Origin of the sequence: Pseudarthrobacter enclensis, from assembly GCF_030811655.1 — a bacterium.
GTDB classification, from domain to species: Bacteria; Actinomycetota; Actinomycetes; order Actinomycetales; family Micrococcaceae; genus Arthrobacter; species Arthrobacter enclensis_A.
Genome location: NZ_JAUSRE010000009.1, coordinates 46,355 through 58,428 on the forward strand (window position 1 = coordinate 46,355; position 12,074 = coordinate 58,428).

Consider the following 12,074-nt stretch of genomic DNA (forward strand, 5'->3'; position numbering starts at 1 on the left):
GCAAAATCGGGAATGGGCGTGGATTCATCACTCCCATTGCTATCACGCTCCGCGTTGCCGGGGTTTCAGGCACCCGCCCGCCCAGCCCTGCCATACGATGAAACTGACCCCGGGACGTAGGACACTGCGAAGGACAACCATGACGCACCGCCTAGCCATCCTCGACGATTACCAGGACGTGGCCCACGGCTTCGCCGACTTCGCAGCCCTGGAAGCGGAGGGCGTCAAGGTGACGTCATACCGCGAGGCCTTCACGTCCCGGGACGCCCTTGTCTCGGCCCTGGCGGACACCACCATGGTGATCGCCATGCGTGAGCGGACGGCGTTCCCGCGGGAGGTGTTCGAGAAGTTACCGGCCCTTGAGCTGCTGGTCACCACCGGCATGGCCAACGCCTCCATAGACCTGGCAGCCGCCACCGACCATGGTGTGACGGTGTGCGGTACCCCCGGATCGCCCACCGCGGCGCCGGAACTCACGTGGGCGCTTTTGCTGGCCATCGCCCGTCACCTTCCTGCAGAGGAGAACTCGCTCCGGGCAGGCACATGGCAGTCGACCGTGGGCCTGGAGCTGGCCGGGAAGACAATTGGCATTGTGGGGCTGGGGAAGATCGGCAGGCGGATAGCGGCCTACGGACAGGCGTTCGGGATGAACGTGGTGGCGTGGAGCCAGAACCTCACCGCCCAAGCGGCTGCCGACGCCGGCGCGCGGCTGGTGTCCAAGGAGGAACTTTTCAGGGTGGCCGACGTCGCCACCCTCCACCTGCGGCTCTCCCCCAGGACCGAGAACACAGTGGGCGAGGCCGAGCTGCGGCTGCTGGGCCCCGAAGGCATCCTTGTCAACACCGCACGCGGCCCCCTGGTGGACCAGGAGGCACTGATCAGGGCGCTGAACGAAGGCTGGATCCGCGGCGCGGCCCTGGACGTCTTCGACCAGGAACCGCTGCAGGCAGGGCATCCGCTCCTGGCAGCGCCGAACACCGTGCTTTCGCCCCATCTGGGCTACGTCACCCAGGAAAGCTACCGGCAGTTCTACGGTGGCGCCCTTGAGGACGTCACCGCCTGGCTGGCCGGCTCCCCCATCCGCACCATCACCGCCTGACCCACAGCCCGGAGCAAACCCCATGACCCACACCATCCGCACGGCAACAGCGGACGACGCCGGCCCGCTCGCCGCGCTGGCGGCCGTCACCTTTCCGCTGGCCTGCCCGCCGTCGTCGTCACCTTCCGACATTGCCGCGCACCTGGCCAACACGCTCAGTGAAGAACACTTCGCGGACTACCTCGCCGACCCGGACATCACCGTCCTGGTCGTCGACGCGGACGGGCAGCTCAACGGCTACAGCCTGCTGGTGGACCGGCCGGCCACCGACCCGGACGTTGCCTCCGTCCTGTCCCTGCTGCCGTCCGTGGAAATCAGCAAATGCTACGTCCACCCCGACTACCACGGGCTGGGCGCCGCCGCTGAGCTCATGCACGCCACCCTGGCGGCGGCCGCAGCATCCGGCGGCGCCGGGGCGTGGCTCGGTGTGAACAGCCAGAATGCCCGCGCCATCCGGTTCTACGAAAAGTCCGGCTTCCGGAAGGTGGGCACCAAGTCGTTCCGGCTGGGCAGCACGATCGAGCACGACTTCGTGCTGGAGCGTCCCCTGCCGTAACCGCTCACATCTCCGGTTGATGCAGCTTTCGGATGCCGGGGCCTGCCACTGCTTCCTCCAGCGGGTAGGCCAGCGGCGGCCGGGGTTCGGACAGGAGCTTCAGCCCAGGCGGGAGGCCCTCGATGGTGCCGCTCGATCCTGCGGCGCTGATGGTCACCCGGCTCGTATCCAGCAGGACGTTTTCGGCCCTGAACGAACCCACGGACTCCGGCAGGATCGGCGCCAAGTGCACCACCCCGCGGGTGAACACGGGGTCGAACCGCAGCAGGATCCGCGCAAGCTGAACCGGTGCGGCCGCGGCCCAGGCCTGCGGTGAGCATGCGGTGGGATACGGGACAGGGCCGGGAAACTCGCCGCGGTCGAATCCGCAGAACAGCTCCGGCAGCCGGCCGTCAAAATGCTCGGCAGCATCGAGGATTCCCAGGGCCACCCTCTTGGCCTCGTCCACGAACCCGTAGCGCATCAGCCCCGTGGCTACCAGCGCAGTGTCGTGTGGCCACACCGAGCCGTTGTGGTAGCTGACGGGGTTGTAGGCGCCCATGTCGGAGGCGAGGGTGCGGATGCCCCAGCCCGTGAACATCTGCGGGGACATCAGGTTTTCCATGACGGACGTTGCTTTGTCCTCGTCCACGATGCCCGTCCACAGGCAGTGTCCGATGTTTGACGTCAGCGCATCGACGTGCCGTTTGTCCTTGTCCAGCGCCACCGCAAAATAGCCCTTGTCAGGAAGCCAGAACTTCTTGTTGAACTCCTCCTTGAAGGCTGCCGCCTTGTCGGCCCAGTGTTTTTCCAGGTCCGAATCTCCGGTCCAGTGGGCCAGCAGCGACCTGCCAAGGTAGGCGGAGTAGACATAGGCCTGGACTTCGCAGAGCGCGATCGGGGCTTCCGCGATGGTCCCGTCCGCGAAATTGATGCCGTCCCAGGAGTCCTTCCAGCCTTGGTTGACCAGGCCATGATCGTTGGGCCGCAGGTATTCCACGAAGCCGTCACCGTCGCGGTCGCCGTACTTTTCGATCCATTCCAGGGCGCGGTCCGCGTGCGCCAGCAGCGGCTGGATCGCGTCCCGTGACAACCCCCACCGGCTCAACTCGCCCAGGGTGGATACGAAGAGCGGGGTGGCGTCGGCCGTGCCGTAGTACGCGGTGCCGCCCAGCGACAGGCCGGCAGTGACGCCCAGCCGCACCTCATGGGGAATGCGGCCCGGTTCCTCCTCGGAGTCCACGTCCACCTTCTTCCCCTGGATACTGGCCAGGGTCTGCAGCGTGCCCAAGGCGAGATTGGGGTTGACCATCATGCTCATGTAGGACGTGAGCAGCGAGTCCCGCCCGAACAGCGCCATGAACCAGGGCGCCCCCGCCGCGACTGCGGCGCGGTTGGGATGGTGGGCATCGAAGATCCGGAGTGAACCAAGGTCACTTTGGCTGCGGTTGAGCACGTTCTGGAAGCTGGTGTCCTCGATGCTGATCCGCGGCACGTTCTCCTCCCAGGCCAGGTGGCGCCGCACGCCTTCACGGTGGTGCGGGAGCTGGCCTTCGGTGAAGGGCTTTTCCGGAGCTTCCCCGTTGACCAGCGGCACCACGATGACGCTGGTGCTCCATTTGCCGCGGGCCGGAACGGTGACGTTGAACCGGAGCCCGTCGGTCCCCACCTCAGCACCCCGGGCCCCGATGGCGGAACCCCGCTGCTGGCCGTGCCGCGACGCTTCAATGATGAGCTTTCCATCCGTCACGGTGCGGGTTGTGTCATCGGGGCCTGTTGTCCGGCCGCCTTTCACGTCGAAGAGGTCGGCCTGGTCTGCGTCCACGAGAAGTTCGATGGCACACTCAACGGGCTCCGCGGCATAGTTCTGCAGGGTGATGTCGTCCTGCAGGCCCGGCCCGATGTGGCGGACCTGGCGCACTACCAGGGGACTATCGAACCGGCCTCCCGGCCAGGTGGCCCGGCCGACAAATGTCGCCTCGAAAGGCTGCGGCTTTTGGGCTGACAATGGTTCGCGCCGCGAGCCGTTGATGCGCAGCACCCAGCGCGAAACGATCCGGGTGTCCTGGTAGAACGCGCCGTTCGTGCCGCCGTCGGGACTGATGTCGCCGGTCCCCGCCGAAATACAAAAGGAAGAACCTTCCAGGACGGTGACGGCGCCGACGTCAGAGCCCGAGGCCTCATTATCTTCGTTCCAGGCGGTCATGGAAGGACTCCCTTCTCAGGCGGATTGCTGCCGGGGAGCCGAATGGCCGCCCGCCCCCTTAACGATTTTGGTGCACAGGCGTGGTAACCGGAACCCCTCCCGGCAATCTCCCGGCCAGCAGGTCATCAAAGAGCCTGAGATGCTGCGCCACCATCCGCCGGGCACTGAACCGCTCCTCCACCGATGCCCGGCAACGTTCCCTGTTGAGGGCTGCGGCCGCCTCAACAAAGCCAGGCAGTTCCTCCGTCCGCCCCAGGAAACCCGTCCGGCCGTGCTCCACAATCTCAGGGGCTGAGCCGATCCGCGTCCCGACGACGGGAGTTCCGGTGGCCAGCGCCTCGATCATCACCAACCCGAAGGGTTCTGACCACTGGATGGGGTTGAGGAAAGCCGCAGCCTCACCCATGAGGCGGTACTTGGTGGCATCGTCGACTTCACCCACGAAGTCCTCGTTGGGACCGAGTATCGGTTCGATGACTTCCCGGAAGTAGCGGACCTCGTCGGGCTCCCGCATCTTGACGGCGATCTTGAGGTGCATACCCACGTCCCGGGCGATGGTGATGGCCTCCAACAGTCCCTTGTCCGGGCAGGCGCGCCCCACGAAACATAGATACCCGCCACGGCCACTGCCGACAGGGACCGCGGAAACGTCCATGCCATGGTGGATCACCTGGGTGACAGGGACCTCCGGAGCGTGCGACGCCTGGTCACGGGAGATCGCCACGATGGCCACACCCTGCGCCATGGCCCGGTAGAGGTCCTCCGCTTCCTTGTGGAGGGGGCCGTGGATGGTGGTGACCACCGGGACATTGGCGGGACGGCCGGCGTAGAGAGGACCCGCCAGCGTATGGTCGTGAATGATGTCCACGTCCTGCAGCCCCTTGTAGGCCCGGATCACGTGGCTGAGCTCGGACATGGTTAAGCCAAGCTCATCCCGGGACGCGGGGCGCATGCCAGGCACCAGCGGAACGGGGCAGGTGCTTTCGGTGGGCGCCGCAAGCAGCACCTCGTGGCCGGCGGACACGAAGCCCCGCGCCAAAGTATCCACAACCCTTTCGATGCCTCCGTAGGTGCCCGGAGGAATGGGAATCCATGGTCCGGCAATAAGTCCAATTCGCATATCTGGCCTCCTGGGAAAACGAGGCCCGGACTCCCCAGCCGCCAGGCACTTCCCGCCGCGGGACATGCAGGTCCCGTGGTGTTCTATGTTTGTGGCGTCTGCTTCACCTACTTCAGAACTATTGCCCACGACGGCCCCGGCCACAAGACCTGTTTGTGGGGTATCTCATAGCGGGCGGCCGGAATGGCAGCAGCCACAGCCGGGTTGTCCAAGGCATGAAGATTGAGATCTGGTCCGACGTTGCCTGCCCGTGGTGCTTCATTGGCAAGCGCCGGTTCGAGGCAGCCCTGGCGGCGTTCCCCCACCGTGACGCCGTGGACGTGGTGTGGCGCAGCTACCAGCTGGACCCCACGTTGCCCGAACACTACGACGGCACCGAGCTGGAGTACCTGAGCAGCCGCAAGGGCATGCCGGCCCGGCAGGTTTCCGAGATGTTCGACCATGTGGCAGCGCAGGCAAAGGGTGAAGGCCTGGACTACCACTTCGACCAAGTAGTGGTGGCCAACAGCTTCACCGCGCACCGCCTGATCCACCTTGCCGCGGCCCATGGACAGCAGGATGCCGCCAAGGAACGGCTGCTCAGCGACCACTTCGAACACGGCAAGGACATCGGCAGCCGCGGGTACCTTTCCGCCCTGGCCGGCGACCTGGGCTTGCCGGCCGACGAGGTGGAGCAGCTTTTCACCACGGACAAGTACTCGGATGAGGTCCGGCACGACTTCCAGGAGGCCCGGGCCCTGGGCATCAGCGGCGTTCCGTTCTTCGTGATCGACCGGAAGTTCGGGCTGTCCGGCGCCCAGCCCACGGAAACGTTCACTGCGGCGCTCAACCAGGCATGGCAGGACGCCAACCCCCTGGTGCTTGTCAACTCTTCCGAGGCCGAAGCCTGCGGCCCGGACGGCTGCACGGTTTAGCGGATTTTACTGACACATCGCGGTAAAGTGTCTGTATGCCCAGGATTTCAGCGGCCAGTAACGCCGAACAACGCGCGGAGACCCAGCGCCGCATCCTCACCGCTTTCGGCGAGCTCCTGTTTACCCACGGGCTTCCGGGGCTGACCATGACGGATGTGGCCCGGCACGCAGGCATTGGCCGGACCGCCGTCTACAACTACTACGCGGACATTGAAGAACTCCTGATCTCCTACGCCCTGGATGAGACAGAGAAATTCCTTTCCGATCTGCGCGAGTCGCTCCAACGCCTCGAGAACCCGGTGGACCGCCTGGCGCTGTACGTCCGCGCACAGGTGGTGGACCTCTCCCGCCGCCACCTCCCGCCGGGACCCGCCATGGGGGCGGTCCTGTCGCCGTCGTCCTTTGCCAAGCTTTCGGACCACGTGGGTGAGCTCAGTGTCCTGCTGCAGGGCATCCTTGCCGACGGCATGGAGCAGGGCTACCTGCCGGTGGCGGATGTGGGCCAGCAGTCCCAGTTGATCCTCGGCACCCTGTCCTCCAGTGCGGCGAGGGGCAGCGACGAGCCGGCGGAGCTGGAAGCACGCGTGGCCAGGACCGTGCGGTTCATCCAGCTCGGCGCCGGCGCAAGGTTCGACGACGACGGCCGGCCCATCCGCGTGGCCCAGATCCCGGCAGTGGCCGGCTGAGAGTCGCCCGGGACGTCAGGATGCTGCGGTGGGACTGACGGGCAGTTTGTCCAAGTCCGCTACTCGCCGGTTCTCTCGGGGGCAGCTGAGCTTGCCGGGTGTCTGGTCCACCAGTTCCGGCGGGACGAGCGCCTTGTAGTCCTGTGCCAGGATCACGTCGACACCGGCGTCCGTCCGGCCGTCCTCGAAGTAGTCCGAACCCTGCAGGTTCCGCTGCACTGTGAATGCCGCCGGCTGCCCGGCCGGCCCCGACACTACCTCCGCGACACCCCGGTAGCCGGCATTGATGTTCGAAACGTTCCCCACCGCGAACTTGCGTGCCGCGAACTCATCCGCCACGGACTTGGCCAGCCCCGGCCGGCTGGTGGAGTTGAAGACGTTGAGGTTGACCTTGTCGTTGGGCGTGTAGTCGAACATTGTGGCCGGGCACGAGGCAACCGGCGTGGGGGCAGGCTCGGCCGTGGGAATTCTCAGCCGGCCATTGATGATGGCCAGCGCAGTAATAATGCCCGCGCCGATCAGGCCGATCAGCAGGACCAGCACTACTGCGTGCAGTACGCGGCGGCGGACGCGGGCGGTCTCGTCGGCGTCCCTGGCCGCCTCCATGGCGGCGCGCAGCTCGGCGCCGGAAACAACATGGTGGCCATGAAGGATGCTGGGATCCTTGGCCCGGTTCCTAGCCATCGAGCACCAGGACCCTGGCGTGGATCGCGGTGCGCTGGTGCAGTGCGGTCCGGACCGCACGGTGCAGGCCATCCTCCAGGTAGAGGGTCCCCTTGTACTGCACCACGTGCGGGAACAGGTCACCGAAAAACGTGGAATCCTCGGCCAGCAGCGCTTCAAGGTCCAGGGTGCGCTTGGTGGTCACCAGTTCGTCCAGGCGCACCGGACGCGGCGGCAGGGACGCCCACTGCTTGGGTGTGTTGTAACCATGGTCGGGGTAAGGGCGGCCCTCGCCCACAGCTTTGAATATCACCATGCCACAGTAGGCACCGAGGTGCCGCAGCGAAAGTGGCAGGGCTGGCCGCCGCCAGGTTGTAGCCAAACAGTGACCATACGCCGCCCGCCGCCCCAGGCAGCACGCGGGCGGACATTCCTGCTGAGACAATGGACCCATGACAGCATCCGAGTCCCCCGCCGTGCCCGCGCCCGGAATCCGCCTGCCGTCCGCACCGCCGCTGGCGCTCCTGCTGGACGTGGACGGGCCGGTGGCAAGCCCGCTGACCCGCGACGTCAAGCCGGACATCATCCTTGACCTGGTGGCCCTTGCCGCGGCCGGAATACCGGTCATCTTCAACACCGGCCGTTCCGATGCCTTCATCCGGGAGCAGGTCATGGAGCCGATGATCGCCGCCGGGATTCCGGCAGGCACGGTCATCCACGCCATCTGCGAAAAGGGTGCCGTGTGGTTCAGCTACACCTCGGCCGGGCCCGGTCCCGTCCACGTGGACCGGGAGCTTGCCGTTCCGGCGGCGTACGGCGATGACATCCGCCGGCTGGTGGCCGAGAACTATGCCGCCCACATGTTCTTTGACGAAACCAAGCGCGCCATGGTGTCCGTGGAGCAGCACATCGACGTTCCCAGTGCCGACTACCTGGCAGAGCAGAAGCTCTTCGACGCCGAGGCCATGGAGCTGATGGTGCGCCACGGTCTGGGCGTTGTTCGGCTGGACCACCACGTGCCGAACTCCGACGACGAAGTGGACTACCGCGTCGACCCCACCATCATCTCCACAGACATCGAATCGGTGCGGCTGGGGAAGGACCTGGGCGCCAGCCGCGCAGTGGAACTCCTTGCAGCCCAGGGCATCACGCCGCAGGCATGGCGCACCGTGGGCGATTCCCGCACGGATTACGCCATGGCGGACTGGCTGCACCACAACGACCACCCCGTTAAGCACGTTGACGTGCGACCTGCGGACGGGGTGCCCAGCAAACCCTACCCGGTGCTGACCGCCGTGGACCTCGGGCTGGAGGCCACGGTGATCCACGACGACGCCGGCGGCGCCTTCCTGCGCGCCTGGCGGGAGGCGCTGGGCATCTGAGTCCCTGCCGGACCGCCGTCGCACGCCCACCGGGAGGCGCCACCGGCTCCCGAAACCTGCTGTTACTCCGGCAGGACTATCATGCAGTTAAGAATGCCCACTTCCAGCAGCGCGGAGACAACCATTACAGAAGCACCGGTCCAGGACGAGGTCTACTACGGCGGCCAGGCGTCCGTGGAGGAACAATTTCACGCCGAGATAACGTCTGCGGCGGCGGAGCAGCGGCTCAGCCACCGGCCGGACGTCGTCCGGCACAAGGGCCGCTATGCCCTGATCAATGACACCCGGACCCCCTACCAGGCCATGGTGGAAGACCTGCTGTTCCTGCGCAATGTCCTGGCCAACGCTGACCTTTCGTACCTGCTGGTCCGCGGCAACAACGACCGGCCGGTGCTGGCCCTGGACTGGAAGGACCGGAAAAAGCTCCGGGCCGCGCTGGTGGAGGCGTGCCGCGACGAGCCCTTCTACTCCATGACGGTGGACGCCAAGAAGAAGACGTCCGTCCTGGTGGCCGACGGCGAGCTGTCCCCCAACCGGCAGGGCCGGATCTTCCGCCTGTACCGGCCGCGGGTGGAACCTGTCGGCGGGTTCGAGTTCGGAGCCTCCGCCGGCGTGCAGATTGAACTGTGGGCCTTCGAAGGCGAACAGCTGATCCTTCCCATCGAAAACTCCCTGACCCGCAGGACGCTGCTGCGCCAGGACGCGGTCCGCGGGACCGTGGAGCGCTACGGGCACACGTGGCCCACCATCGAGAACATGTTCGCCGATCACGCGAGCGACATCAGCTTCGACATCGACATCGTCTTCTCCTGGGTGGACGGCAGCTCCCCCGAATACATCGCGGCGCGCCGGGCCCAGCAAAAGGGACATATCCTGGGCGAAGGCGACGACCACGAGGCACGGTTCCGGCAGATCAACGAACTCAAGTACGCCCTGCGGTCCGTTTATATGTTTGCGCCGTGGATCCGCCGTATCTTCATCGCAACGGACTCCCCGGCTCCCGCCTGGCTGGCAGACCACCCGTCCGTGACCATCGTGCGAAGCGAAGAGTTCTTCTCCGATCCCTCCGTGCTGCCCACCCACAACTCCCAGGCCGTGGAATGCCAACTGCACCATATTGAGGGGTTGTCCGAGCACTTCCTCTACTCGAATGACGACATGTTCTTTGGCCGCCCCGTGGGACCGGACATGTTCTTCACCCCGGGCGGCATCACCAAGTTCATCGAGGCTGAAACCAGGATTGGCCTGGGTGAGAACGATGCGGAACGCAGCGGGTTCGAAAACGCTGCCCGTGTGAACCGCAAGCTGCTGTGGAACAGGTTCGGCCGGATCACCACCCGTCACCTGGAACACACTGCCGCGCCGCTGCGCCGCAGCCTGGTTGCACAGATGGAGGAAGAATTCCCCGAGGAGTTCCGCAAGACAGCGGCCAGCCGGTTCCGTGCTGCGGACAACATCTCGGTGACCAACTCGTTCTACCACTACTACGCACTGCTCACCGGACGGGCCGTTACACAGACGGCCGCCAAGGTGCGCTACGTGGACACCACGCTGCGGTCCGGACTCAAGTACCTGCCCAAGCTGCTCGCCAAGCGGAACATGGACTTCTTCTGCCTGAACGACGGCAGCTTCCCTGAGGTCAGCGCGGACGAGCGCGCCGAAGTGGTAACGGACTTCCTGGAGCGGTATTTCCCCATCAAGGCGCCCTGGGAAAAGTAAGCCGGCCCTGGCCGGGGGGCCGTCAAAACCAGGACCGACCCCCCTAAGGACAGGTCCTAGCGACCGGAGGAGATCCCGAGTTTGGCGTTGCCGCGCTGCTTGGTGGTCTCAGGAATCCGGATACCTGCCTCGGCCAGCCGCCGGGCAGTCTCTTCGGGTGACACGTACTCGCCAACAGTGGGCGCACTGCCGAGGGGAACCACGGAATGTACGATCGTGTGCTCGTACACGTGCACAAGGTTGAATGCCTGGCCGCCGTCCTGCCCGCGCGTGCCTCCCACCGGAACGTTCAGGTCCTGGGTGTAGCAGGATGCGGACGCAACCGAGACGGGAACTCCGGCGAAGCTGGCGGTAGTGGAGTAGTGGAGGTGGCCGGCGAGGATGGTGCGGATATCAGAGTTTCGCACCACTGCTGCCAGCGACGCCTGGTCGCGCAGTTCCACCAGGACCGAAAGATCCAGCACGGAAGGGACCGGAGGATGGTGGAGGGCCAGGATGGTGCCATCCGGGGCCGGTGTTTCCAGCTGTTCGGCCAGCCACTCCAGCTGCGACGGGCTCAGTTCGCCGTGGTGGTAACCCGGGACCGTGGTGTCCAGGGTGATGACCCGCAGCCCGTTGATGAAGTAGCTGTGGTCCACCGGTTCATCGGTGCCGGGCTGGTCAAGCAGCCCCCTGCGGAAGTTGGCGCGGTCGTCGTGGTTGCCCATGGCCCAGATGACCTTGGCACCGAGTTCCTTGCAGGCAGGATCGACGATGGCCCGGAGCTTTACGTAGGCTTCCGGATCCCCCTTGTCAGCAAGGTCGCCGGTGAAAATCACGGCTTCAGGCTTGGCCCCGGACGCTTTGACTTCGTCGAAGAGCTGGATGAGCCTGGCTTCGCTGTCGACTGATCCGTAGAGGGGGTCCGGACCTCCCAACAAGTGGGGATCGCTCAGGTGGAGTAGGAAGTGGCGTGGCCGGGGATGTTCGGCCTCGATGTGCTCCATTGCTACCTCTATGGTCGGTGGGAAGGCTCTCTTCCCTTGTACCCTTCAGTAATATTTATCCAATCAGACATTTGGCAAACATGGGGTAAATCGCCGTAGCTGATGTGGAAAAAGTTGGAAGAACTGCGCTTTTGCAGATCTCATTCGCCGAGAACGCGTTTACCCAAGCGCTTCTTCAATCGCATCGATGACCTCAAGGGAATCCGGCTCCACCGTAGGGGCAAACCGGGCCACCACGTCGCCCTCACGGCTCACCAGGAATTTCTCGAAGTTCCACTTCACGATCCCCGGCAGCAGGCCGGTCCTGAACTTGGTGAGCTCGGTGTAGAGCATGTGTTGGTTCCTGCCACGTACGTCGGACTTGGCCGTCAGCGTGAAGGTGACCCCGAAGTTCCGCTCGCAGAAATCCGCTATTTCACTGTCGGTACCGGGCTCCTGGCCAGCGAACTGGTTGCAGGGAACGCCCAGCACCTCGAAACCACGATCCCGGAATTTGCCGTAGAGGGCTTCGAGTCCGGCGTACTGTCGGGTGAAGCCGCAGTTGGATGCCACGTTGACTACCAGGACCACTTTCCCTTCGAACTGGCCGAAGTTGGTCCGGGTGCCGTCATTGAGTATCAGCGGGATCGGATAGAGGGGACGGGGGCGGCGCGTCTGCGAAAAAATCTCCATAAAGGCAATTCGTCGCCGATCCCCCGGCGTACGGGTCCCCCCGCGGGATTTCCTAGGCCGGCGGCGTGGTTGCCGCGGGTTCGCTTGCAGTA

General features: G+C 65.3%; 12 protein-coding genes. 6 read left to right on the forward strand and 6 right to left on the reverse strand.

Annotation, left to right across the window (positions count from 1 at the left end; genetic code table 11):
- Positions 1 to 139 precede the first annotated feature (139 nt).
- Positions 140 to 1,099 (forward strand): D-2-hydroxyacid dehydrogenase family protein, encoded by a 960-nt coding sequence (locus J2X98_RS10185; RefSeq protein ID WP_307307475.1) that lies wholly within the window; start codon positions 140 to 142, stop codon positions 1,097 to 1,099.
- A 22-nt stretch (positions 1,100 to 1,121) separates the two neighbouring features.
- Entirely contained in the window at positions 1,122 to 1,655 is a 534-nt protein-coding gene (locus tag J2X98_RS10190) for a GNAT family N-acetyltransferase (protein WP_141943900.1), read from the forward strand.
- A gap of 4 nt (positions 1,656 to 1,659) precedes the next feature.
- On the opposite strand, the gene J2X98_RS10195 is transcribed toward J2X98_RS10190, so the two are convergent.
- Both J2X98_RS10195 and J2X98_RS10200 read right to left on the reverse strand, forming a co-directional pair.
- Complete coding sequence (locus tag J2X98_RS10195) at positions 1,660 to 3,840, reverse strand: amylo-alpha-1,6-glucosidase (RefSeq protein ID WP_307307479.1); 2,181 nt, start codon at positions 3,838 to 3,840, stop codon at positions 1,660 to 1,662.
- A 58-nt stretch (positions 3,841 to 3,898) separates the two neighbouring features.
- Complete coding sequence (locus J2X98_RS10200) at positions 3,899 to 4,960, reverse strand: glycosyltransferase family 4 protein (RefSeq protein ID WP_307307482.1); 1,062 nt, start codon at positions 4,958 to 4,960, stop codon at positions 3,899 to 3,901.
- A gap of 215 nt (positions 4,961 to 5,175) precedes the next feature.
- Between J2X98_RS10200 and J2X98_RS10205 the strand changes: the two genes are divergently transcribed.
- Positions 5,176 to 5,874, forward strand: a complete 699-nt coding sequence (locus J2X98_RS10205) for a DsbA family oxidoreductase (protein WP_141943907.1) — start codon at positions 5,176 to 5,178, stop codon at positions 5,872 to 5,874.
- A gap of 35 nt (positions 5,875 to 5,909) precedes the next feature.
- Complete coding sequence (locus J2X98_RS10210; RefSeq protein ID WP_141943909.1) at positions 5,910 to 6,560, forward strand: TetR/AcrR family transcriptional regulator; 651 nt, start codon at positions 5,910 to 5,912, stop codon at positions 6,558 to 6,560.
- Positions 6,561 to 6,575: 15 nt separating this feature from the next.
- Here J2X98_RS10210 and J2X98_RS10215 read toward each other — a convergent pair whose 3' ends face one another.
- Both J2X98_RS10215 and J2X98_RS10220 read right to left on the reverse strand, forming a co-directional pair.
- Positions 6,576 to 7,244 (reverse strand): LytR C-terminal domain-containing protein, encoded by a 669-nt coding sequence (locus J2X98_RS10215; RefSeq protein WP_307307489.1) that lies wholly within the window; start codon positions 7,242 to 7,244, stop codon positions 6,576 to 6,578.
- Complete coding sequence (locus J2X98_RS10220) at positions 7,237 to 7,536, reverse strand: type II toxin-antitoxin system VapB family antitoxin (protein WP_174237612.1); 300 nt, start codon at positions 7,534 to 7,536, stop codon at positions 7,237 to 7,239. The genes J2X98_RS10215 and J2X98_RS10220 overlap by 8 nt, the downstream gene beginning before the upstream one ends.
- A 139-nt stretch (positions 7,537 to 7,675) precedes the next feature.
- Here J2X98_RS10220 and J2X98_RS10225 point away from each other — a divergent pair, with 139 nt between their 5' ends.
- Positions 7,676 to 8,605 (forward strand): hypothetical protein, encoded by a 930-nt coding sequence (locus J2X98_RS10225; protein WP_307307492.1) that lies wholly within the window; start codon positions 7,676 to 7,678, stop codon positions 8,603 to 8,605.
- Positions 8,606 to 8,698: 93 nt separating this feature from the next.
- Positions 8,699 to 10,324: a stealth family protein gene (locus J2X98_RS10230; RefSeq protein ID WP_373460862.1), complete on the forward strand. Its 1,626-nt coding sequence runs from the start codon at positions 8,699 to 8,701 to the stop codon at positions 10,322 to 10,324.
- Between the two features lie 56 nt (positions 10,325 to 10,380).
- Here the strand turns inward: J2X98_RS10230 and J2X98_RS10235 are convergent, their stop codons facing one another.
- Both J2X98_RS10235 and J2X98_RS10240 read right to left on the reverse strand, forming a co-directional pair.
- Positions 10,381 to 11,310 carry a phosphodiesterase gene (locus J2X98_RS10235; RefSeq protein WP_141943916.1) on the reverse strand — a complete coding sequence of 310 codons (930 nt, stop codon included), beginning with the start codon at positions 11,308 to 11,310 and terminating at the stop codon, positions 10,381 to 10,383.
- A 159-nt stretch (positions 11,311 to 11,469) separates the two neighbouring features.
- A complete protein-coding gene (locus tag J2X98_RS10240; RefSeq protein ID WP_141943918.1) occupies positions 11,470 to 11,982 on the reverse strand; it encodes a glutathione peroxidase in 513 nt (170 codons plus the stop codon).
- Positions 11,983 to 12,074: the final 92 nt, after the last annotated feature.

What these genes read in the sequence shown, in the direction of transcription:
- J2X98_RS10235 (WP_141943916.1), bottom strand. Translation starts at nt 11,310, where the DNA reads ATGGAGCACATCGAGGCCGAACATCCCCGGCCACGCCACTTCCTACTC.
- J2X98_RS10230 (WP_373460862.1), top strand. Translation starts at nt 8,699, where the DNA reads ATGCCCACTTCCAGCAGCGCGGAGACAACCATTACAGAAGCACCGGTC.
- J2X98_RS10240 (WP_141943918.1), bottom strand. Translation starts at nt 11,982, where the DNA reads ATGGAGATTTTTTCGCAGACGCGCCGCCCCCGTCCCCTCTATCCGATC.
- J2X98_RS10225 (WP_307307492.1), top strand. Translation starts at nt 7,676, where the DNA reads ATGACAGCATCCGAGTCCCCCGCCGTGCCCGCGCCCGGAATCCGCCTG.
- J2X98_RS10210 (WP_141943909.1), top strand. Translation starts at nt 5,910, where the DNA reads ATGCCCAGGATTTCAGCGGCCAGTAACGCCGAACAACGCGCGGAGACC.
- J2X98_RS10195 (WP_307307479.1), bottom strand. Translation starts at nt 3,840, where the DNA reads ATGACCGCCTGGAACGAAGATAATGAGGCCTCGGGCTCTGACGTCGGC.
- J2X98_RS10190 (WP_141943900.1), top strand. Translation starts at nt 1,122, where the DNA reads ATGACCCACACCATCCGCACGGCAACAGCGGACGACGCCGGCCCGCTC.
- J2X98_RS10205 (WP_141943907.1), top strand. Translation starts at nt 5,176, where the DNA reads ATGAAGATTGAGATCTGGTCCGACGTTGCCTGCCCGTGGTGCTTCATT.
- J2X98_RS10200 (WP_307307482.1), bottom strand. Translation starts at nt 4,960, where the DNA reads ATGCGAATTGGACTTATTGCCGGACCATGGATTCCCATTCCTCCGGGC.
- J2X98_RS10185 (WP_307307475.1), top strand. Translation starts at nt 140, where the DNA reads ATGACGCACCGCCTAGCCATCCTCGACGATTACCAGGACGTGGCCCAC.
- J2X98_RS10215 (WP_307307489.1), bottom strand. Translation starts at nt 7,244, where the DNA reads ATGGCTAGGAACCGGGCCAAGGATCCCAGCATCCTTCATGGCCACCAT.